Here is a 19,763-nt window from a genome sequence, read left to right as displayed (position 1 = left end):
GGGTCCGGCGCCCCTCCTCCCGTTCGGACGTACGACGCAATGGACATGGCCCACGACGGGCTCGAGGTGGAGGTCCAGCACGATGACGACGACGACACCGTCCCGCAACGGGGCGGCGGCTGCGACCGGCCGGAACGGGGCCACGGACCCCGCGACCGCGGCGTTCCTGGAGCGCCTGCGCGCGCACTCGGCGAGCTACCACAGCGCCCACCCCTTCCACGTGCGGATGAACGAGGGCACGCTCTCCCCCGCCCAGATCCGCGGGTGGGTGGCGAACCGCTTCTACTACCAGGAGAACATCCCCCGCAAGGACGGTGCGATCCTGTCCAACTGCCCGGACGTGGAGGTCCGCAGGCGCTGGATCCGCCGGGTCGTCGACCATGACGGCGTCGCCGCCGGGGAGGGCGGCATCGAGGCGTGGCTGCGCCTGGGCGAGGCGTGCGGGCTCACCCGCGAGGAGATCCTCGACCACCGCCACCTCGTGCCCGGCGTGCGGTTCGCCGTCGACGCCTACGTGACGTTCGCCCGCACGAAGCCGTGGGTGGACGCGGTCGCGTCGTCGTTGACCGAGCTGTTCGCGCCGGACCTGATGGCCGAGCGCCTCGCCGCGTTCGAGCGCTGCTACACCTGGATCGACCCGGACGGGCTGGCCTACTTCCGCGCCCGGCTCGAGCAGGCGCCGCGCGACTCCGAGCACGCGCTCGAGGTCGTCACCGCGCACTGCCTGACCCCCGACCAGCAGGACCGCGCCGTGGCCGCGCTGTCGTTCAAGTGCGACGTCCTCTGGTCCATGATGGATGCGATCGACCAGGCCTATGCCGACTGACTCCCCCCTCACCGCACCCGCCCCGCCCGACACTTCGCGTCCCCGGCTCGGGACGCACCTGCGGCTGCACTTCGACCGCTCGCGCGGCAGGCACGTCCTGCTCGGGCCGGAGTCGGTGATCGTCCTCAACGGAACCGGCGCGGACGTCGTCCGCCTGTGCGACGGGTCGCGGACCGTCGCCCAGCTCGTGGACGAGCTGCACGCCCGCTACGACCGCCCGGTGGGCGACGAGGTGCGGGACTTCCTGGCCCGCATGGCGGCCCGCCGCCACGTCGTCCTCGAGGAGGCGGGGTGATGGACCGGCCCTTCGGCCTCCTGGCCGAGCTCACCTACCGCTGCCCGCTGGCCTGCGCCTATTGCTCCAACCCGCTCGAGCTCGCCGGCTACGACGACGAGCTGTCCACGGCGGACTGGCAGCGCGTGTTCGCCGAGGCCGCGGAGATGGGCGTGCTGCAGTGCCACCTCTCCGGTGGCGAGCCGCTGCTGCGCCGCGACCTGGTGGACCTGGTGCGCACGGCCGCCGGGCTGGGCATGTACACGAATCTGGTGACCAGCGCGATCGGGTTCTCCCGGCCACGGGCCGAGGCGCTCAAGCAGGCGGGGCTCGACCACGTGCAGGTCAGCGTGCAGGCCGACGAGCCGGTGACGTCGGACCGGATCGCCGGGATCCCGTCGTTCGAGCGCAAGCTCCAGGCCGCCGCGCTGGTGAAGGACCTCGGCTGGCCGCTCACCGTCAACGTCGTGCTGCACCGGCAGAACATCGACCGGATCGCCGAGATCGTGGCGCTGGTCGAGGAGCTGGACGCCGACCGCGTCGAGCTGGCCAACACCCAGTACTACGGGTGGGCGTGGCGGAACCGGGCCGCGCTGCTGCCCAGCCGCGAGCAGCTCGCCCGCGCCGAGGAGGTCGTGCGCGACGCCCGCGCCCGGCTGGGCGACCGGATGGAGATCCTGCACGTCCTGCCGGACTACTACAGCGAGTACCCGAAGCCGTGCATGGGCGGCTGGGCGTCGCGCCAGATCACGGTGACGCCGAACGGTGACGCCCTGCCCTGCCTGGCCGCGCACCCGCTCCCCCTGCCCCCGGCCAGCGTCCGGACGGACTCCCTGCAGACGATCTGGGACGACTCGCCGATGTTCAGGGCGTTCCGCGGCTTCGGCTGGATGCGGGACCCCTGCCGCACCTGCGAGCGCCGCGAGCTCGACTTCGGCGGGTGCCGGTGCCAGGCGTTCCAGCTGACCGGCGACGCCACCCGGACCGACCCGGTCTGCCACCTCTCCCCCGACCACGCGCTCGTCACCGACGCCGTGGACCGGGCCAACGCGGGGTCCCGTCCGCTGGACGAGCTGCTGGTCCCCCGCCCGCACCGCGGCTGAGCATGGGAGAGGAGGAGACGTCCGGCATGCGGATCGGCGGACAGGTACTGGAGAAGCCGGAGACCACGCGGTGGTTCTGCGAGCCCTGCGGGTTCATCTACGACCCGGAGGAAGGCGACCCGGACGGCGGCATCGCGCCGGGAACACCGTTCGAGGACATCCCGGACGACTGGATGTGCCCCATCTGCGGTGCGACGAAGGCGGACTTCCGCGAGCTGGAGCCGGGTGAGTTCCCGGAGGAGTGGGGACGCTGAGTCGTGATCAGGGGATACGGCCATTTCGTGACGCTCGCCGAGTCGCTGCAGTGGGACGAGACGGACATCGACTACTCGGCCGACCGCGCGGCCTGGCCACGGCTCACCGACGCCGAGAGCGCCAGGGTCCTCGGGCTGATCGCGGGCTTCGTCATCGCCGAGACGTCGGTGTCCGAGGAGCTCGGCTCCTACCAGGCGGCCGCATCCGACGACTCGATGGAGGCGGTCTTCCGCGCCCAGGCCCGTGACGAGGCGCGCCACGCCCGCTTCTTCGACCTCGTCGCGGCCGAGGTCGCCCGCGTCCCGGGGGCCGACGCCGCGGCGCGGCGGGACGCGCTGCGCACCCACGTCGGCCCCGAGCTCGTCGAGCTGTTCGAGGAGCGCCTGCCGGCCACCGCCCGGCGCCTCGCCGAGGACCACGGGGGCCTGACCTCCGCGGTCGGGCTGTACCACATGGTGATCGAGGGCGTCGTCCTCCTGGCGGGGCAGCACACGATGCTCGACACGCTCGAGGGCCTGTCCGTCGCCCTGCCGGGTCTGCGCAAGGGGGTCGAGCTGGTCCTGCGTGACGAGCGCTGGCACATCGGGTTCGGATCGCGCATCGTCCAGAACGCCGACATCGGCCGGGACGAGGCGGACGCGCTGCTCGCCCAGGGGGAGTCGGCCGCGAAGGTGTGGGGGGACCTCATCACACCCGACGCGATCGAGACAGCCGTGCGCCAGCACCGGCGGCGGCTCAAGGCCGCCGGGATCAAGTTCTGGTGAGCGGCCTCGGAGGCCCGGGAACTCAGAGCCCCAGTGCGTCCCGGACGGCGGGCGTGTTCCTCCGCGACACCGGCACCACGTCGTTGGTGCTGCCGTCCATGACCAGGAACAGCTCGTTCTTGAACCCGCGCTCGATCTCCCGGATGCGGCTGAGGTTGACCACGTAGCGGCGGTGCACCCGCAGGAACCCGGCGTCGCCCAGCTCGCCTGCGAGCTTGTCCAGGCCCGGGGAGGCGGCGCGCAACCGCCCCTGGTCGGTGAACAGCCACACGTCGTTGCCGTCCGACTCGGCGAAGCAGACCTCGGGCAGCCGCAGCAGCACCATCCGGTCGCCGCGCACCGCGACGACCCGGCGCATCGGCATGTCGGAGGGGATGGTGGGCGCCCCCGCGGGGAGCGGGTGCCCGTCGTCGGATGCACCGAGCACGATCAGGTGCCCGGCCAGCTGCCCCGCGAAGAAGACGGGCCGGATCGCCACCGGGGACGGCTCGTCGGCGAGGTGGGTGTAGACCTGGGTCGAGCCGACCCAGTCGGGGTCCTTCTCGGCTCGCGCAGTGGCGTACACGGCCACCCGGATCAGGTCCGGCAGGCAGGTGTGCCACCTGATGGCGGGCTCGACCGCGGGCGTGTCGGCGGGAACCCCCATGAGCAGGCCGGCCCGCTCGTCGGCGATCACCACCTTGCCGCCGGTGTCCACGGCGGCCACAGCCGTGATGCCACGCCCCTTGGCCTGGGCGAACGCGGCGATCAGCTCGGCGGCGCTCTCCCGGGCGCGCCCCTTCAGCGCGCCCTGCGTCTGGGCGACCGCATGGGAGAGCCACCGGCCGGTGACCTCGGGGAGCGGGGTGCGCCAACAGGAGATGTTGAGCACCGCGATCGGCTCGCGGGTCACGACGTCACGCACGGCGATACCCGCGCACGCCCAGCCGTGGAACGCCTGGCACCAATGCTCCGCGCCCCTGATCAGGACCGGGCCGTGCGTCTCCAGCGCGGTACCCATGCCGTTCGTGCCGGCCGTGGACTCCGACCAGCAGGACCACGTGGCGAGGTTGGCGTCGGCGGCCCTGGCCACGGTGGCCTGGTCGCCCCAGGTGGCGAGGATCCGGCCGGTGGCGTCGGCCACGGTCACGATGCCGTTGCGGCCCTCGACCTCCCGGGCCACGCCCGCCGCGAGCCCACCGAGCTGTGTGAACACCACGTCCTGTTCGAGCGAGTGGTCGCTACGCGCCGCTGCCCGCGGAGCCTCGGTCAGGTGCGGGTCGACCCGGTACCGCTCCCGGCAGCGGTGCCAGGAGAGCAGCACCTCGGGCCGGACCCCACGGACGTGGTCCTCGCCCTGCACGAACTGTTCCCACGCCGCGAAGACCGAGCCCTTTCCCGTACTCACCGGCGCGACGTTGTGTCGGTGACCATCGCTCATGCCGAAGAACCGCCCTTGGTCCGTCGCCGGCGCCGCACGGCACCCGCCTCGGGGCGCCCACCACCCGTCGCCGCCGAGCCGACCGCAGCCAGGCACCGTGTGGCGCACTTCCCGCTTGATCATTCGGTGCATCACCAAAGGCCAGCACCCGTTCACCATGTCTACCTCGCGCCGACTCCGTCTGTAAACTGAGCCGAAGGCCAGGTTCGTCCGTGGGATCGTCGAATGAATTGCGGTGGCGATCGGCCGTCGGTCAGCGGTCCAGCCAGGTCGTCGCGAAGAACATGTCGCGGGTCAGATACCGCACCACGCCCTTGACGTCCGGTTTCGCCACCGTCGAGAGGTATCCGCGGCTGTAGTAGCTCTCCACGAGGTCCTGGTTGGTCAGCAGCTGCACCCGCTGGTAAAGCCGGGTGCGCTCGGCCTCGTCCAGGCTCGCGGCCGCCTGGTCGAGCGCCGCGTCCACCTCGGGGTTGGAGTACTTGCCGTAGTTCTGGCTGCCTCCGGTGTGGAACACGTTCGACGCGGCCGGGTACGGCGCGTCGACCGGCCCACCGACGTTGCCCCCGACCTGGAAGTCACCGCTCAGCACGACCTCCGACGAGTACTGCGCGAGGTCGTAGAACACCGGCTTCAGAGTGATCCCGACGGCAGCCATCTGCGCCTGCAGGAACTCCGCGAACGCCACCCGGTTGGGTGCGTTGGTCGTCTTGTACTCGATCGTGGCGCTCCCACCGTCGGCCACGTACTCCTGCACGAGCCGGCGCGCCCGCTCCGGGTCGTAGGTCGGCCACGCCGCGGTCGCCTCCGGCGTGTTGTACTCGCTGTCGTTGCCGAAGTAGCCGTTCGCGGGCTCCCACTGGCCGCGGTACTGCGTGGCCCCGAGCGCGTTGCGGTCGATCGCGCGGATGAACGCCTCGCGCATCCGGCGGTCGTCGAACGGCGGCCGCTGGAAGTTGAAGAAGCTCCACTCCGCACCGTGCCCGGAGCCGTAGTAGACGCGCAGGTTGGGGTTCTGGGCACCGCGGAGCAGCTCGGTGTGGTACCCGCCGAAGATCAGGTCGACGTCCCCGTTCTCCAGCGATGCGTACCGGGTCTCGGTGTCGGGCAGCGGGCGGAACTCCAGCCCGTCCAGCCTGGGCAGGCCCGCCTGCCAGTAGTCCGGGTTGCGCGTGAGCTGCATCCGGGAGTCCCGCACCCAGTCGCTGAGCACGAACGGGCCCGCGCCGACGGGGTGCATCGCGATCTCGTCACCCCACTGCTGCAGCGCGGCCGGCGAGATGATCATGCCGAGGCTGCCGCCGGTGAAGTTGGCGGCGAACGCCGCCGGGAACTGCCCGAACGGGCGGTTCAACCGGAACTCGACGGTCAGCGGGTCGACCGCGCGCATCGACGCGATCGGCTCGGTGAACCGGTGGCCCGGCGAGGAGGCCTTGTCGATGTGCCGCTGCACGTTGACGATGACGGCCTGGGCGTCCAGCGGGGTGCCGTCGGAGAAGCGCACCCCGTCGCGCAGGCCGAGCAGCCAGGTCCGTCCCGCGTCGGGCGACTCCATCGACCGCGCCATGTAGGGCTCTGGCTCGCCCCCGTCGAGCTTGAGCAGCGAGTCGTAGACCGCGGTCGCCGCCTGGTTGGTGTTCTGGACGGTCGGGTCGAACCCGGACGCCTCCCGGTCGGTGCCCATGACGAGCACGCTGCCGTTCTTGGGCGTGCCCTCGGTGGCCGGGTCCCCGCCGTAGGGATCGATGGTGCGGATGACGCTCTCGCCACCGCCGCCCGCCGGACCGACGCCGGGGGCCGCCCCGCACCCGGCCACCAGCAGGGCGGCGAGTCCGGCGGCCGCGGCGACGAACGTCCTGGACCTCCGCCCCGCGGTCGTCGTTCTACCCATTTCGCACCAACTCCTTTGTCAGTGGCTGAGTCACATGCCGCTCGCGGATGCGCCGATGCATTCGACCGCGTTGCTCGGCGGGAAGTCGGGCCGGAAACGATTGTCCGTTCTCAGGCCACTGCATCAGCAGGCCGTCGGATGCGCAATACGGCGAATGTCTCGTCGGTGTGCGGCCCCCCGTCACACACCGACACTGGCGCTCACACACCAACTGCAGTTGCAGTGCCGGCACCGAAGTTGGTGTGTCACGCCCCCACGGCCGCGGGCGCGGTGAGGTCGGTGGCGAACCGGACCACCGCCTGGTCGATCCGGCGCAGCAGCCGGACCGCGGCCAGCAGCTCGGCGCGGCGCGACGCGTCCTGCACCCGCGAGGCGTAGGCCTCCGCGGTGTCGACGGCGTCCTCGGCCGACGCGACGGTGGGGGCAGCGGGGCTCTCGCCGTGGTGCAGCACGGCGCGCAGCCCGTCGAGGTTGGCCCGCACCCGCTCGACGGCCGGGTCCAGCGTGGCGGCCCACCCGGGCTCCCGCACCGTGTCGGAGAGCCGCGCGAGCCCGCGGGCGTAGTGGTCCACCGCGGTCAGCGCGCGCAGCGCACGCTGGTACCCGGTCCGCCCCCGGCGCCGCAGGAACGCCCGGTCGAGCGGCTTCGCCCGCTGCCGCAGCGTCCCCAACGCGTCTCCGGCCTCGCGCGCCAGCTCCACGGGCGGGGTCTGCGGTTCGCGGCCCGCGATCCGGTCGGCCGCGGCCTGCAGCACCGCCCGGACCGCGTCCACCTGCTCGTCGAGGGCCTCCTCGAAGGCGTCCCGGGTGCGCTTGGGCAGCACGAGGAAGCCCGCGAGTGCCCCCATCGCCACGCCCACCGCGGTCTCCTCGACGCGCAGCACGAACGTCGCGAGGGTGAACTGGCCGATCAGCCCGTACAGGAGCGCGAGGACCGCGGTGATCCAGAACGCCATCAGCGTCTGGGAGACCCGCACGAGGTAGAGCGCCAGGAACGCGCAGCAGAACAGCAGCGCCAGCACCAGCGGGGGGTGGTCGCCGACGAGGACGGCCAGTCCCATGCCGGCCACGACCCCGCCGATCGTCCCGACCACCCGCTCGTAGCCGCGGCTGAGGACGTCACCCCGGCTGCTGGTGCCCGCGAACACGATGAACGCCGCGATCACGGCCCAGTACCAGCGGGCGGGCGAGACGAGCTCACCCACGACGATCGCGAGGCTCGTGGCGACGCCGACCTGTACGGCCTGCCGGGTGGTGATCCGCAGGCCCGGCGGCTCCGAGTCCGCTTCCCCCGGCTCCTCCTCGCGTGCGGCGTCCCCCTCGGCGGGCTCGGCGCATTCGGGCCCCGCTCTGCGCCCCGCGCCGCCCGGCCCGGCCACCTCGTCCGGTTCGCCGGCGGTCTGCAGCGCGTCGGCGAGCCGGACCACCGCGAACGCCACCCGGTGCACGCGTGCGGCCTCGCCCACGGGCTCCTCCGGCTCCGCGGCCAGTGCGGCGACGCGCTTGGTCGCGTTCTCCAGCAGGGTCGTGCCGAGCGCGGGCGGCGTACCGCTGGCGGACGCCGCGCTCACCCCGTGCAGGGCCGCGACCAGCGCTCGTCCCCGGTCGGCGTCCATCCCGCCCGCCTCGGCCCCGCCGAGGGTGCAGACGAGCCGCTGCGCGGTCAGGGCGAGGCGTTCGGCGGCCAGTTCCGCGTCCAGAACCCGCAGGGCGAGCTCCTCCGGATCGGCCGCAGCGCGCTCGTCCTCCAGCGCGTCGGCCACCAGGAGCGCTGTCTCGTTGAGGCGGGTCCGGCGCCGCTGGACGTCCTCCAGCTCGTCCTCGAGGTCCGGTGGCCGCGCCTGGAGCAGGTCGGCGACCGCGTCGACGAGGGCGTGCACGTGGGCGCGGAAGGCGCGCAGCAGCCGCTCGAGCGCGCGCTCGGGGCGTTCGGCGAACACCACGTCGCGCACCAGCAGCGTCGCCCCGATCCCGGTCGCGGTGGCGAGCACCAACCACGGCAGCTGGGCGAGGTTCGCCCCGAGGAACTGGGTGAAGAAGAACGGCATGACCGCAGACATGCCGAGCGCGACTCCGCGCGGACCGAACCGGCGCACGTACACCGCAGCGACCATCACGGCGACGAACACGACGTCGGCGAGGACCCGGTACGGGGCGAGCAGCGTGCCCGCCACGACCGCGGCGGCGGCCGGGCCGAGCATCAGCACCGTGGTCAGCCGGCGGGCACGCTGGTCGGTCTCGTTGACCGCCAGGTTCCCGGTCATCGCCAGCACGGACCCCAGCAGCACCACCGTGACCGGGAACCCGGCCAGCAGGCGCACACCGCTCATGACGGCCGCGGCGAGGACCATCGCCGCAGTGGCGGTGCCGGCGAGGCGCAGCCGGACCAGGCCGGGATCGAGGCCGGTCAGGGCGGTGCGGAGCTCCGCGAACCGGGCCCTGAACAGCATGCGCGGAGTCTCCCACCCGGAGCGGCCGGCAGCCGTCGGACCGCGCCGGACGACCGGCGCACGTGATCAGCACGTGGTTGCCGTCGACGTCGTGGTGGAGCTGCGCACCGCGGACCCACCGGTCGCGGGCTCGCGGGAGATCGGCTCGACTTCTACGGCGCGATCGACGCGCTCAACGCCGGGGTGACCACCCTGCTCGACTTCTCCCACTGCAACAACACGCCCGACCACGCCGACGGCGCGGCGCGCGGCCTGCAGGAGGCCGGGATCCGGGCGGCGTTCTGCTACGGCTTCTTCGAGAGCGCGCCCGAGGCGACCCGGTTCGGCGACCACGCGGCCCGCGTCGCGGACTTCCACCGGATCGCCGACACCCACTTCTCCTCGGGGCGTGGGCCGCGATCGAACCGATGGCCAGGGAGTTCCACGAGCAGGTCCGGCGCGCCGGCGAGAACCGGGCCGTCGTGAACGAGCGATGGCAGCGCCCGTGACGTGGGTGCCCGACGACGCAGGGGCCTCGGCTCGTCACCTCCGCACTGCGCCGCTGCCGGCCCGTGCACCTTCGGAGTAGGCGCCGGCGGCGATGTCCTCGAGCAGGGTCGGCCCGGTGGTCGTCCACCCCAGGAGTTCCCGCGTCGCGACGCTGGTCGCGGCGAGGTCCATGGCGAAGAACGCACCGATCCACCCGAAGTGGTCCTGGACGTCGTCCGGGGGGATCGAGGTGACGGGCAGGCCGAACGCACGCCCGATCGCCTGCGCGATCTCGCGGGTGGGAACACCCTCCTCGGCGACGGCGTGCAGGCGCGCTCCCGCAGGCGCCTCGGCGAGGCCGAGGCCGACCAGGCGCGCGGCGTCGAGCCGGTGCACCGCGGCCCACCGGTGCGTACCGTCACCGGGGTAGCCGGCGGCCCCCTTCCGGCGGGCGACGGCCGCGAGTGCCGCGATGAACCCGTGATCACCGGTGCCGTGCACGGTGGGGGCGAAACGCACGCTCACCGCGCGCACCCCACGGTCGACGAACTCCAGCGCGAGGTTCTCGCTGCCGCCCCGGGGCGAGTCCGGGCCGTGGAACGGGGACGCGTCGTCCTCGGTGGCGGGCCGCTCCTGGGCCAGGGCCGCGACGCCGGACGCGACGAGGAAGGGCCGGTCGCTGCCGGCGAGCGCGTCGCCGATGGTCTGCACAGCAGCTCGCTCGGCCGCGTTCGAGGCGGCCAGGTTGGCCCAGTCGTGCTTGTTCGCGAGATGGATGACGGCGTCGGCGTCCCGGGCGCCGAGGCGGAGGCTGTCGAGCTCGTCGAGATCGCCCCGCCGAACCCCGGCACCCTTCGCCGCGAGCGCCGCGGCAGAGGCGTCCGACCTCGCCAGTCCGGTGACCTCGTGGCCGGTGGCGAGGAGCTCGTCGACCACGGCGGACCCGATCCAGCCGGAGGCTCCTGTGACGAAGACACGCATGCGGTACTCCCCCAGATTCGATGTCGGTGACTGACGTCACTCACCGACATCACCGTACTCCTTCACGTCAGTGACTGTCATCCCTACACTCGATGTCATGGGTCGTTGGGCGCCGGGAACCGCTGAGCGCCTCCAACGCGCCGCGCTCGAGCTGTTCGCCACGCGCGGGTTCGAGCAGACGACCGCCACCGAGATCGCGGAGTCCGTCGGGCTGACCGAGCGCACCTTCTTCCGGCACTTCAGCGACAAGCGCGAGGTGCTCTTCCACGGCCAGAACCTGCTGGTCCAGGCGTTCGTCGACGGCGTGGCGACCGCGCCACCCGGCGGGTCGGCGATCGAGGTCGTCGGCGTCGCGCTGCAGTCCGCGACGTCCACGTTCCCCGAGGAGCGCCGGCAGTACTCCCGCCTCCGGCAGTCGGTGATCGATCAGAACCCGGCGCTGCAGGAACGCGAGCGGCACAAGCTCGCCAGCCTCGCCAGCGCGGTCGCCGACGCCCTCCGCGCCCGCGGCGTCGACGACCTCGCGGCCACGCTGGCAGCGGAGTCGGGCATCACCGTGTTCGGCATCGCGTTCGGCCTCTGGATCCGCGCCTCCGAGCGCCGCTCGCTCGCCGACATCACCGCCGCGGTGCTGCGCGAGCTGCTGGACATGGCCGCCGCCGCGGCGGTGCCGGGCGCGGAACGGCCGTGATCACGACATCGGCACCCGGGCAGGATCGACACCGGCACGCGGCCCGGCCGCCCGCCCCTCGACCAGGCTGCCGTCACGCCGCCAACGGCCGCCCGGCGCCGAAGGCCAGCGCGGCGAAACGCTCACCGATGCGCCGATGGGTCGCGGCGTCCGGGTGGAGCGCATCGGGCAGGGGGAGCTCGGCAGCGTCCGCCTCGCCGTAGAGCTCGCGACCGTCGAGGTAGGACAGCTGCGGGTCGTCCTGCGCGCGCTGGGCCACGATGCGCGCCAGCTCGTCCCGCACCACCTCCAGGGTCAGCTTCCCCGCGGCACGCTCGGCCGGGTCACCGGTGGCCCGGAACCGCAGCGTGCCGGTGCCGAAGTCCACCGCCCCCGGTCCCGGCGTCCGCTCGTGGATCGGGCAGAGGATGGGCGACACCACCAGCAGCGGCGTGCCGGGGTGCCCCTCGCGGATGGTGTCGAGGAAGCCGTGGACCGCCGGGCCGAACGCCCGCAGCCGCATCACGTCGCCGTTCACGACGTTGATGCCGAGCTTGACGCTGATCAGATCCGCGGCGGTGTCCCGGAGCACCCGGGCGGTGAACGGGTCCACCATCGCGCTGCCCCCGAACCCCAGGTTGACCAGATCGATCCCACCACGCGCGGCCGCGAGGGCGGGCCAGGTCGTCGACGGGCTCGCGGCGTTCGAGCCGTGGCTGATCGAGCTGCCGTGGTGCAGCCACACCCGGCGGCGCGCAGGCGGCACCGGCCCGGCCGGGGCGTCGGTGCGCAGCACGACCAGCTCGGTGATCTCGGTGTGCGGCAACCAGATCTCGACGTCCTTCTCGCGATCGGGCAGCCCGGTGAAGCGGACCGTGCCGGCCGGTCCGGGAAGCGTCTCCGCTGCTCCGGTGGCCATGTCCAGGAGCAGGGTCTTCCCGCCGGTCGTCGCGGCCTGCGCCGTCAGCTCGCCGTCGACGAGCAGGTCGTAGACGCCGTCCGGCCGGGGTGGGATGTCCCGGTAGCCGACCCTGGTCCGCAGCGTGTCCAGCTCGACGACGGTGGCCCGGCTGCGCAACACCAATCGCACCCCGGAGGGCTGCGCCTCCGCCATCGCCAGCTGCCCGTCGCCCTGCGCGCGAGCCCAGCCGGGAAGCCGGTGCGGCAGCAGCCCCTGCGCGGAGCGCTCCAGCTCCAGCGCCCCGCGCACGAGGTCGCCGGTGATCGGGATCGTGTGCATGGCTCCGCAGGCTGTCACACGAGCGCGGCACCGCTGGCGCCGGCCGCGCTGGGCGAGATCGCCGACCGGATCGGCATCCGGGTGGTCGGGGGACCGCCGAGCCTAGGACTCGGGACCGGACAGGTCCGACATGTCGAGGACGAAGCGGTAGCGGACGTCGCCGCGCTGGAGGCGGTCGAGGGCATCGTGCACGCGGGCCGAGGGGAGGAGCTCGATGTCGGCGGTGACGCCGTGCGCGGCGCAGAAGTCGAGCAGGGCGGCCGTGGCCGGTCGGCCGCCGCTGCCCGCGGAGCTGAGCTTCTTGCGGCCGATGAGCAGGTCGAGGGTCTCCACGGTGACCGGCCCGAGGTGCCCGACGTGGCTGAGCGTGCCGTCCATGGCGACCGGCCGCAGGTAGGGCGCGAGGTCGTGCGGGGCGGAGATGGTGTCGATGACGACGTCGAACCGGTCCCGGGCGGCCTCCATCCGCCCCGGGTCGGTGGAGACGACGAGGTCGTGGGCGCCGAGCCTGCGGGCGTCGTCGGCCTTGCCGGCCGATCGGCTGATCACCGAGGTGCGCGCGCCGAGCGCCACGGCCAGCTTGACCGCGAGGTGGCCGAGGCCGCCCAGCCCGGCCACGGCGACGCGGGTGCCCGGCCCCACCCCGAGGCTGCGCAGCGGCTCCCAGACGGTGATCCCGGCGCACAGCAGCGGGGCCGCGGCGGCGGGGTCGAGCCCGTCGGGGAGCCGGTGGGTGAACCGGTCGCGGACGCCGTGGTCATCGCCATGTCCATGGCGTGGTCCCCGGTCAGCAACGTCTACGCGGCCACCGCCGAGGAGCCCCCGGAGGTGCACGAGCGGCGCCGGGCCCTGCTCCGCGAGAGCGTCAGGCGGGCCGTGACGACCGGCTGACGCCCAGGCTCCGTCCGGAGCGGGAGCGGGTCTCAGCGCACCGCACTGCGGGCGTCGTCACCGCGCCGCCCTGACGGGGTGATCGCCCGAGCGACCGCGTCGTTGAGCCGCGAGGCCACGATCTCGATCATCGGGCGGATCCGCGCGCCGCCGTCGCGGGCGAGGGCGCGGATCACCTCCACCGGCAGGTCGAACCGCTCGTAGCCGGTCGGGTCGCGGCGGATCAACACACCCCAGACCACGTGTGCGGGCTTCGTCGGCGGCCCGGTGGGGTACCGGCGTACCGCTCGACGCTCGATCGCGACGAGCTGGACGGTGGCGTCCTCGGGAAGCGGATACCACGGGAAGTCGACGTGCTGTTCCATCCGTCCTCCATCCTGGTGGCCCATCGCCGGGCGGCGCTCCAGGCATTCCCAGGCTTGATCAACCGAATCCCGGTCCCCCGATGAGTGGCCGGAACAGACACGATCCAATGTGCGGGTGGTGCCCTGAAGCGCCGCTGAGAAAAGACGCGGAGCTGAGGAATGCCGAGCGATCTACCGGCTCCTGCCGCCCCGCCGCTTCCGCCACAGCTCCGGCGGGGCGGCGCCGCACGCGGAGAGCAGATCGGCGAGGGCGTGGGCCAGCTCCGGCCGGTCCTGCGCCAGCCGCACGATCTCGCCCCACTCCCCCGCGGAGAGCGCACGAGCGCCGTCGTCGCCCGCGCAGTGCACGTCGTCGACGTCCGGGTCTCGGCTCACGGCGTCCGCCCGGCCTGCGCGTTCGTCGCGGTCGCCCACCCTCGGCGAGGTGGTCAGGGCCGCTTCCTGCGCTGTTCGTCGCGCCGGCGGGCGAGCTCGTCGAGGTGGGCGGCGAAGCGGGGAGCAACGCGATAGGCGGCGTGCTGCACGGGGAGCAACTGGCCGTCCCAGATCACCGCGGCGAGGCGCTGCCCCGGACCCACCCGGCCCTTCCCCGTCGGCTCGACGGCAGGGCCGTTGTGGGCACTCCACGGGATCGGCATGGTCGTGCTATTCATCCGTCTTCTCCGATTCGCGGGTCACCGAACGTCCACGGGAATCATCGGTCGGCGTCACTGTGGACACACTGAGACCAACTGTGAGCCGGCTGAAAGTGTCCGACCCGGGTTCGGTGACGGTCCGCGACCCGACGGCGAGCAGCGCGGGTCACGCAGAAGTCAAGGAGCCCCTGGGAGGTCGACCAGGCCGGCGAGGCGGGCGCGGTGGGCCCCGGCCGTGCCGAACGCGATCTGGTCGGCCTTCGCGCGCTTGAGGTACAGGTGCGCCGGGTGCTCCCAGGTCATGCCGATCCCGCCGTGCAGCTGCACGGCCTCCTCGGCCGCGGTCACCGCGAGATCGCTGCAGTAGGCCTGGGCGAGGGCGGTGGCGAGCTCGAGGTCGGGATCGCCTGCCGGAAGTGCTGCGGCGTAGCGGGCCGCGGCGTTCGCGGAGTCCACTCCGGTGGCGAGGTCGGCGAGCCGGTGCTTGAGGGCCTGGAAGCCACCGACGACGCGGCCGAACTGGCGGCGCTGCGTGAGGTATCCGACGGTCTCGTCCAGGCACCAGCGCGCGACGCCGAACTGCTCGGAGGCGAGCAGCGCCGCGCCCGCCCGCAGCGCCCGGCGGACGGCGGGCTCCGCGTTCGCGATGACCGGCGTCCCGGCCGCGCCGTCCAGGCGGACGTCGGCCAGCTGCCGGCTCATGTCGAGGGAGACGACCGGGACCCGCGTGACGTCCGTGGCGGCGACCCCGTAGAGCGCGAGGCCGTCCCCCGTGGCGGCGGGCACCAGCAGGACGTCGGCCTCCAGTGCCCCGGCCACGCTGGTGACGGTGCCGGTCAGCCGGCCACCGGTCGCAGGCACGGCGGGGATGACGCCGTACGGGGTGGTGGGCAGCGGCACGGCGAGCGCGGCCGTCCGCTCCCCCTCGGCCAGCTCCGCGAGCAGGTCGCCGTCGGTGCCCGCCAGCGCCGTGGTCGCCACGACCGCGCTGGTGAGGAACGGCACCGGGGCCACGGCGCGACCCAGCTCCTCGAGCACGACGGCGGCCTCGCGGGCCGACGCGCCCGCACCGCCGCGATCCTCGGGCACCAGCAGGCCGGCCAGGCCGAGGTCGATGGCCAACGCCTTCCACAGGGGCGCCACCAGCGAGCGGTCCCCGTCGTAGAGGGCGATCACCGCGTGCGGGTCGCAGCGGTCGGCGAGCAGCGCGCGCACCGAGGACCGCAGGTCGTCCTCGACGTCGGTGTAGAGCAGGTTCGGCTCACTCACTTCGCCTGGTCCTTCCACGGGACGTCCTTGTCGACGCGCGGCTCGGGCGGCAGGCCGAGCACGCGCTCGGCCACGATGTTGCGCAGGATCTCCGAGGTGCCGCCCTCGATGGAGTTGCCCTTGGCCCGCAGGTACCGGTACCCGGGATCGCGGCTGGTGAAGTCGACCCGCTCCGGTCGCACCATGGTCCAGTCCGAGTAACGCAGGCCCTGCTCGCCGAGCAGCTCCAGCTCGAGCCCGGACAGCTGCTGGTTCAGCCGGGCGAAGGTCAGCTTCATCGCCGCACCCTCCGGACCGGGCCGGCCCTGGGCGAGCTTCTGCCGCAACCGCACGCCGGTGAGCCGGGCGACCTCCGCCTCGACCCACAGCCGCAGCAGCCGGTCGTGCAGCTCCGGGGTGCGCCGCTCGGGGTGCTCGCGCCAGCTCCTCGCGACCATCCCGACCAGGCCGCCCTCCCGCGGGGTGGCCCGGCCGCCGATGGCCACGCGCTCGGTGTTCAGCGTCGCCGTCGCCACGGCCCAGCCCTGGCCGACATCGCCGAGCCGGTGGCCGTCCGGGATCCGCACATCGGTGAGGAAGACCTCGTTGAACTCGGCCTCACCGGTGATCTGCCGCAGCGGCCGGACGTCCACACCGGGGTCGCTCATGTCGCACAGGAAGTACGTCATGCCGCGGTGCTTGGGCACGTCCGGATCGGTGCGGGCGACCAGGATGGCGAACCGGGCGAGGTGTGCGCTCGACGTCCACACCTTCTGGCCGTTGACCACCCACTCGTCGCCGTCGCGCACCGCGCGGGTGGCGAGCGCGGCGAGGTCGGAGCCCGCGCCGGGTTCGCTGAACAGCTGGCACCAGATCTCCTCACCGGTCCACAACGGCCGCAGGAACCGCCGCTTCTGGTCCTCGGTGCCGAACGCCAGGATGGTCGGTGCCGCCATCCCCAGGCCGATGACGTTGGAGTGCGGGTTGTTGTCGGGTGCGCCCGCCGCCGCGAACAGGTCGTCCACCTCGGGCTGCCACGCCTGCGGAAGGCCGAGTCCGCCGTGACCCTCCGGGAAGTGCACCCAGGCCAGCCCGGCGTCGTAACGGGCGCGGAGGAACTCGAGCCGCTCGGTGGTGGCGGGGTCGTGGGCGGCGAGGAACCGCTCGACCCGCTGCCGCAGGTCGTCGAACGTCATCGTGACTCCTTCCGCGCAGTGGCCTGGCGGCGCAGCTCGGCGCGGGCGAGCGCGTTCTTGTGGGTCTCGTCGGGCCCGTCGGCGAAACGCAGGGTGCGGATGCCGGCATAGGCGCGCGCCAGCGGGAAGTCCTGCGACAGGCCGCCGCCGCCGTGCACCTGGATGGCCTTGTCGAGGATCCACTGCACGGTTGCCGGGGTGGCGATCTTGATGGCCTGGATCTCGGTGTGGGCGCCCTTGTTGCCCACGGTGTCCATCAGCCATGCGGTCTTGAGCACCAGCAGCCGCAGCTGTTCGATCCGCACGCGCGACTCGGCGATCCAGTCCCGGATCACGCCCTGGTCGGCGAGCGGCTTGCCGAACGCGACCCGCTCGTCGGCGCGGGCGCACATCAGCTCGATCGCCCGTTCGGCCACGCCGATGGACCGCATGCAGTGGTGGATCCGGCCCGGCCCGAGCCGGGCCTGCGCCACGGCGAACCCGTCACCCTCTCCGCCGACGAGGTTCTCGACGGGCACCCGCACGTCGGTGAAGACCAGCTCGGCGTGACCGCCGTGCTCGTGATCGTCGTAGCCGAACACCTCCATGCCCCGCACGATCTCCACTCCGGGCGTGTCCCGCGGCACGAGGACCATCGACTGCTGCCGGTGCCGGTCGGCGCTCGGATCGGTCTTGCCCATCACGATGAAGATCCGGGCGTTGGGGTTCATCGCCCCGGTGATCCACCACTTGCGGCCGTTGACGACGTAGTGGTCGCCGTCCCGCTCGATGCGGGTGGCGATGTTGGTGGCGTCCGAGGAGGCCACCGCGGGTTCGGTCATCGCGAACGACGAGCGGATCTCGCCGTCGAGCAGCGGCTCCAGCCACTCCTTGCGCTGCGCCTCCGTGCCGAACATCGACAGAACTTCCATGTTGCCGGTGTCCGGGGCCGCGCAGTTCAGCGCCGCCGGGGCGAGGTGACCGCAGCGGCCGGTGATCTCGGCCAGCGGCGCGTACTGCAGGTTGGTCAGCCCCGCACCGTGCCCACCGGGCAGGAACAGGTTCCACAGCCCGCGGCTGCGGGCCTCCGCCCGCAGCTCGGCGAGCACCGGCACCGAGTCCCACGCCCACCTGTCCGGCAGCGCCCGCAGCTGTTCGTGAAACACCGGCTCGGCCGGGTTCACGTGGTTCTCCATGAAGTCCGACAGGCGGGCGCGCAGTTCCTCGGTGTGCCGGTCGAAGGCGAAGTCCATCAGCGGTGCTCCTTCAATGCGGTGAGTCCGGCCTCGAGCATGACGTGGATGGCGTCGCCGATCCGCTCGAAGCCCGGGCCGACGGTCCGGCCGTGCAGGTGCCGGTAGTGGATGTCCTCCAGGATCGTCGCCAGCTTGAACGCCGCGAGCCCGAGGTGGAAGCCGAAACGCGACAGGTCCCGGTCGCGGTGCGCGGTGTAGCGGGCGACGATCTCGTCCTCGGACAGGAACCAGCGCGTACGTCGCCGGCACCGGCACGGCGGTGTGGCGCAGCGCGGAGATCACCCGGTGCTCACGCGCCACGTAGTGCGCGGAGGCCAGCACGTGCCCCAGCGGCGGGCGGCGCACGATCCACCGGCCGGCCCCGTCGGTGACGAGGTAGTTCAGGTTCGACCGGCCGCCCGCGACCAGCTCGGCGGACAGCCGATCACCCCTCCCGGCACCGCCCTGGCCCACCACGCACCGAGCCCCTCGAGGTCGAGGCCGGGCGGGGCCGTCACGCCGTCGACCCTCCGGCCACGTAGAGCACCTGGCCGGAGACGAACCCGGCACCCTCGCTGACGAAGAAGGACACGGCGTGGGCGACGTCCGCCGGAAGACCGGTGCGGGCCACCGGGACCTGGGCCGCCGCACCCTTCTTGAACTCCTCGAACGGCACGCCGATCCGCTCCGCGGTGGCGGCGGTCATCTCGGTCTCGATGAACCCGGGCGCGATCGCGTTGACGGTGACGCCGAACTTGGCCAGGTCGTCCGGCCGCATCTCCTTGAGCGATCCCTTGCCCGCCCGGCCGATGGGCGAGCGGGCGGTGGCGACGATGACGGCTTCGGGCATCCATACTCCTCGGTGAGTTGCTCGGCGCGGGCGACACGGGCGAGTTACTAAGCGCTTGCTTAATCGGAGCGTGCTACACGCCCGAGACGGCCGTCAACATCCGCTCCCCGCCGGTGCGCGTTAGCCGCGTCACGCAGCCGGAGGGGATAATCGGCGCGCGATGACCGACACGTCCGAGCTCACCCGCGCCGACGCCACCCGCGCCCGCCTGCTCGACGCGGCGATCGCCGCGTTCGCCGAGAAGGGTTTCCACGGCACCACCACGCGGGACGTCGCGGCGGCCGCCGGGATGAGCCCCGCCGCGCTCTACGTGCACCACCGGTCCAAGGAGGAGCTGCTCTACCTCATCTCGCGGTCGGGGCACGAGGACACCCTGCGGCTGGTGCAGCACGCGATCGCGTCCTCCGACGACCCGGCCGCCGCGCTGCGCAAGGTGATCCACGACTTCGCCGTCCACCACGCGCGCGACCACACCAGCGCGCGGATCGTGAACTACGAGCTGGCCGCGCTCACGCCCGAGCACTTCGCCGAGATCCGGGGCCTGCGCCACCGCATCGAGGCCGAGATCCGCGAGCTCGTCGAGCGCGGCGTCGCGGCCGGTGTCTTCGACACGCCCGACCCCCGAATGGCCGGCGTCGCCCTGCTGTCACTGGGCATCGACATCGCCCGCTGGTACCGCGAGACGGGCCCCTGGACCCCCGAGGACATCGCCGACCGCTATGCCGACATGGCCCTGCGGATGGTCGGGGCGTCACCGAAGAGGGGATCGTGATCCGACCCCTCGCGCTCACCCGAGAAGCCGCACGCCCGCAGTGGTCAGCCCTCCTCGGTGAGCGACAACGCGCCCGACGGGCAGTTCGCCACCGCGTCCCGCACCGCCGCCACGTCGGAGGGGTGCTCGTCGAGCACGACCACGATGCCGTCGTCGTCCTGGTCGAACACCGCGCCGGCGGTCAGGACGCACAGGCCCGCCCCGATGCAGACGTCGCGATCCGCATGAACGTGCACCCTGGCCACGAGGT

At 73.0% G+C, this 19,763-nt stretch carries 22 protein-coding genes and 2 pseudogenes; 9 read left to right on the top strand and 15 right to left on the bottom strand.

The window, feature by feature from the left end; all coding sequences use genetic code 11:
• The first annotated feature begins 82 nt into the window (after nt 1-82).
• The 5 genes from pqqC to ABEA81_RS04855 are packed head-to-tail and all read left to right on the top strand — an operon-like array spanning nt 83 to nt 3,222.
• Nucleotides 83-826: a pyrroloquinoline-quinone synthase PqqC gene (gene pqqC / locus ABEA81_RS04875; protein ID WP_345603548.1), complete on the top strand. Its 744-nt coding sequence runs from the start codon at nt 83-85 to the stop codon at nt 824-826.
• Nucleotides 816-1,121, top strand: a complete 306-nt coding sequence (pqqD, locus tag ABEA81_RS04870; protein ID WP_345603547.1) for a pyrroloquinoline quinone biosynthesis peptide chaperone PqqD — start codon at nt 816-818, stop codon at nt 1,119-1,121. Before pqqC ends, pqqD begins: the two co-directional genes overlap by 11 nt.
• A complete protein-coding gene (pqqE, locus tag ABEA81_RS04865) occupies nt 1,121-2,203 on the top strand; it encodes a pyrroloquinoline quinone biosynthesis protein PqqE (RefSeq protein ID WP_345603546.1) in 1,083 nt (360 codons plus the stop codon). Before pqqD ends, pqqE begins: the two co-directional genes overlap by 1 nt.
• 2 nt (nt 2,204-2,205) lie before the next feature.
• Entirely contained in the window at nt 2,206-2,457 is a 252-nt protein-coding gene (locus ABEA81_RS04860) for a rubredoxin (RefSeq protein WP_425570450.1), read from the top strand.
• A gap of 3 nt (nt 2,458-2,460) precedes the next feature.
• A complete protein-coding gene (locus tag ABEA81_RS04855) occupies nt 2,461-3,222 on the top strand; it encodes a ribonucleotide-diphosphate reductase subunit beta (protein ID WP_345603545.1) in 762 nt (253 codons plus the stop codon).
• 22 nt (nt 3,223-3,244) lie between these two features.
• Here the strand turns inward: ABEA81_RS04855 and ABEA81_RS04850 are convergent, their stop codons facing one another.
• The 3 genes from ABEA81_RS04850 to ABEA81_RS04840 all read right to left on the bottom strand — a co-directional run bounded on the left by ABEA81_RS04850 (nt 3,245) and on the right by ABEA81_RS04840 (nt 8,983).
• Complete coding sequence (locus ABEA81_RS04850; protein WP_345603544.1) at nt 3,245-4,609, bottom strand: DNA-binding protein; 1,365 nt, start codon at nt 4,607-4,609, stop codon at nt 3,245-3,247.
• Nucleotides 4,610-4,895: 286 nt separating this feature from the next.
• Nucleotides 4,896-6,533, bottom strand: a complete 1,638-nt coding sequence (locus ABEA81_RS04845) for an ABC transporter substrate-binding protein (protein WP_345603543.1) — start codon at nt 6,531-6,533, stop codon at nt 4,896-4,898.
• A gap of 245 nt (nt 6,534-6,778) precedes the next feature.
• Nucleotides 6,779-8,983 carry an FUSC family protein gene (locus tag ABEA81_RS04840; protein ID WP_345603542.1) on the bottom strand — a complete coding sequence of 735 codons (2,205 nt, stop codon included), beginning with the start codon at nt 8,981-8,983 and terminating at the stop codon, nt 6,779-6,781.
• 183 nt (nt 8,984-9,166) lie between these two features.
• Between ABEA81_RS04840 and ABEA81_RS04835 the strand changes: the two genes are divergently transcribed.
• Nucleotides 9,167-9,448 carry a hypothetical protein gene (locus ABEA81_RS04835; protein WP_345603541.1) on the top strand — a complete coding sequence of 94 codons (282 nt, stop codon included), beginning with the start codon at nt 9,167-9,169 and terminating at the stop codon, nt 9,446-9,448.
• A 57-nt stretch (nt 9,449-9,505) separates the two neighbouring features.
• On the opposite strand, the gene ABEA81_RS04830 is transcribed toward ABEA81_RS04835, so the two are convergent.
• Nucleotides 9,506-10,432, bottom strand: a complete 927-nt coding sequence (locus tag ABEA81_RS04830) for an SDR family oxidoreductase (protein WP_345603540.1) — start codon at nt 10,430-10,432, stop codon at nt 9,506-9,508.
• 97 nt (nt 10,433-10,529) lie between these two features.
• On the opposite strand from ABEA81_RS04830, the gene ABEA81_RS04825 reads away from it, so the two are divergent.
• Nucleotides 10,530-11,123, top strand: a complete 594-nt coding sequence (locus ABEA81_RS04825) for a TetR family transcriptional regulator (RefSeq protein ID WP_345603539.1) — start codon at nt 10,530-10,532, stop codon at nt 11,121-11,123.
• Nucleotides 11,124-11,196: 73 nt separating this feature from the next.
• On the opposite strand, the gene ABEA81_RS04820 is transcribed toward ABEA81_RS04825, so the two are convergent.
• Together ABEA81_RS04820 and ABEA81_RS04815 are read right to left on the bottom strand one after the other, a co-directional pair.
• Nucleotides 11,197-12,342 carry a GDSL-type esterase/lipase family protein gene (locus tag ABEA81_RS04820; RefSeq protein ID WP_345603538.1) on the bottom strand — a complete coding sequence of 382 codons (1,146 nt, stop codon included), beginning with the start codon at nt 12,340-12,342 and terminating at the stop codon, nt 11,197-11,199.
• 102 nt (nt 12,343-12,444) lie between these two features.
• Nucleotides 12,445-12,984 (bottom strand): zinc-binding dehydrogenase, encoded by a 540-nt coding sequence (locus ABEA81_RS04815; RefSeq protein WP_345603537.1) that lies wholly within the window; start codon nt 12,982-12,984, stop codon nt 12,445-12,447.
• A gap of 87 nt (nt 12,985-13,071) precedes the next feature.
• Between ABEA81_RS04815 and ABEA81_RS04810 the strand changes: the two genes are divergently transcribed.
• Complete coding sequence (locus tag ABEA81_RS04810; protein ID WP_345603536.1) at nt 13,072-13,233, top strand: transcriptional regulator; 162 nt, start codon at nt 13,072-13,074, stop codon at nt 13,231-13,233.
• Between the two features lie 32 nt (nt 13,234-13,265).
• Here the strand turns inward: ABEA81_RS04810 and ABEA81_RS04805 are convergent, their stop codons facing one another.
• From ABEA81_RS04805 to ABEA81_RS04775, 8 genes and pseudogenes are all read right to left on the bottom strand, one after another.
• On the bottom strand, nt 13,266-13,598 hold the full coding sequence (locus ABEA81_RS04805) for a hypothetical protein (protein ID WP_345603535.1): 333 nt from the start codon (nt 13,596-13,598) through the stop codon (nt 13,266-13,268).
• 171 nt (nt 13,599-13,769) lie between these two features.
• Nucleotides 13,770-14,012: a hypothetical protein gene (locus tag ABEA81_RS04800; RefSeq protein ID WP_345603534.1), complete on the bottom strand. Its 243-nt coding sequence runs from the start codon at nt 14,010-14,012 to the stop codon at nt 13,770-13,772.
• Nucleotides 14,013-14,026: 14 nt separating this feature from the next.
• Nucleotides 14,027-14,251 (bottom strand): hypothetical protein, encoded by a 225-nt coding sequence (locus ABEA81_RS04795; protein ID WP_345603533.1) that lies wholly within the window; start codon nt 14,249-14,251, stop codon nt 14,027-14,029.
• A gap of 159 nt (nt 14,252-14,410) precedes the next feature.
• The gene (locus ABEA81_RS04790) at nt 14,411-15,502 is read right to left on the bottom strand and encodes an acyl-CoA dehydrogenase family protein (RefSeq protein WP_345603532.1); all 1,092 of its coding nucleotides are present in this window, start codon (nt 15,500-15,502) and stop codon (nt 14,411-14,413) included.
• Nucleotides 15,499-16,677: an acyl-CoA dehydrogenase family protein gene (locus ABEA81_RS04785; protein WP_345603531.1), complete on the bottom strand. Its 1,179-nt coding sequence runs from the start codon at nt 16,675-16,677 to the stop codon at nt 15,499-15,501. Before ABEA81_RS04785 ends, ABEA81_RS04790 begins: the two co-directional genes overlap by 4 nt.
• A complete protein-coding gene (locus tag ABEA81_RS04780; protein ID WP_345603530.1) occupies nt 16,674-17,909 on the bottom strand; it encodes an acyl-CoA dehydrogenase family protein in 1,236 nt (411 codons plus the stop codon). Before ABEA81_RS04780 ends, ABEA81_RS04785 begins: the two co-directional genes overlap by 4 nt.
• 264 nt (nt 17,910-18,173) lie before the next feature.
• Nucleotides 18,174-18,365: pseudogene (locus tag ABEA81_RS42525) on the bottom strand (phosphotransferase); the annotation flags it as partial.
• Between the two features lie 40 nt (nt 18,366-18,405).
• Nucleotides 18,406-18,654 (bottom strand): annotated as a pseudogene (locus ABEA81_RS04775) (SDR family oxidoreductase); the annotation flags it as partial.
• Nucleotides 18,655-18,901: 247 nt separating this feature from the next.
• Here ABEA81_RS04775 and ABEA81_RS04770 point away from each other — a divergent pair.
• On the top strand, nt 18,902-19,513 hold the full coding sequence (locus ABEA81_RS04770) for a TetR family transcriptional regulator (RefSeq protein WP_345603529.1): 612 nt from the start codon (nt 18,902-18,904) through the stop codon (nt 19,511-19,513).
• A gap of 44 nt (nt 19,514-19,557) precedes the next feature.
• Here ABEA81_RS04770 and ABEA81_RS04765 read toward each other — a convergent pair whose 3' ends face one another.
• On the bottom strand, nt 19,558-19,749 hold the full coding sequence (locus tag ABEA81_RS04765; RefSeq protein ID WP_345603722.1) for a ferredoxin: 192 nt from the start codon (nt 19,747-19,749) through the stop codon (nt 19,558-19,560).
• Nucleotides 19,750-19,763 lie beyond the last annotated feature (14 nt).

Source organism: Pseudonocardia adelaidensis, assembly GCF_039543345.1.
GTDB classification, from domain to species: Bacteria; Actinomycetota; Actinomycetes; order Mycobacteriales; family Pseudonocardiaceae; genus Pseudonocardia; species Pseudonocardia adelaidensis.
This window is presented reverse-complemented; position numbering and strand designations above follow the sequence as displayed.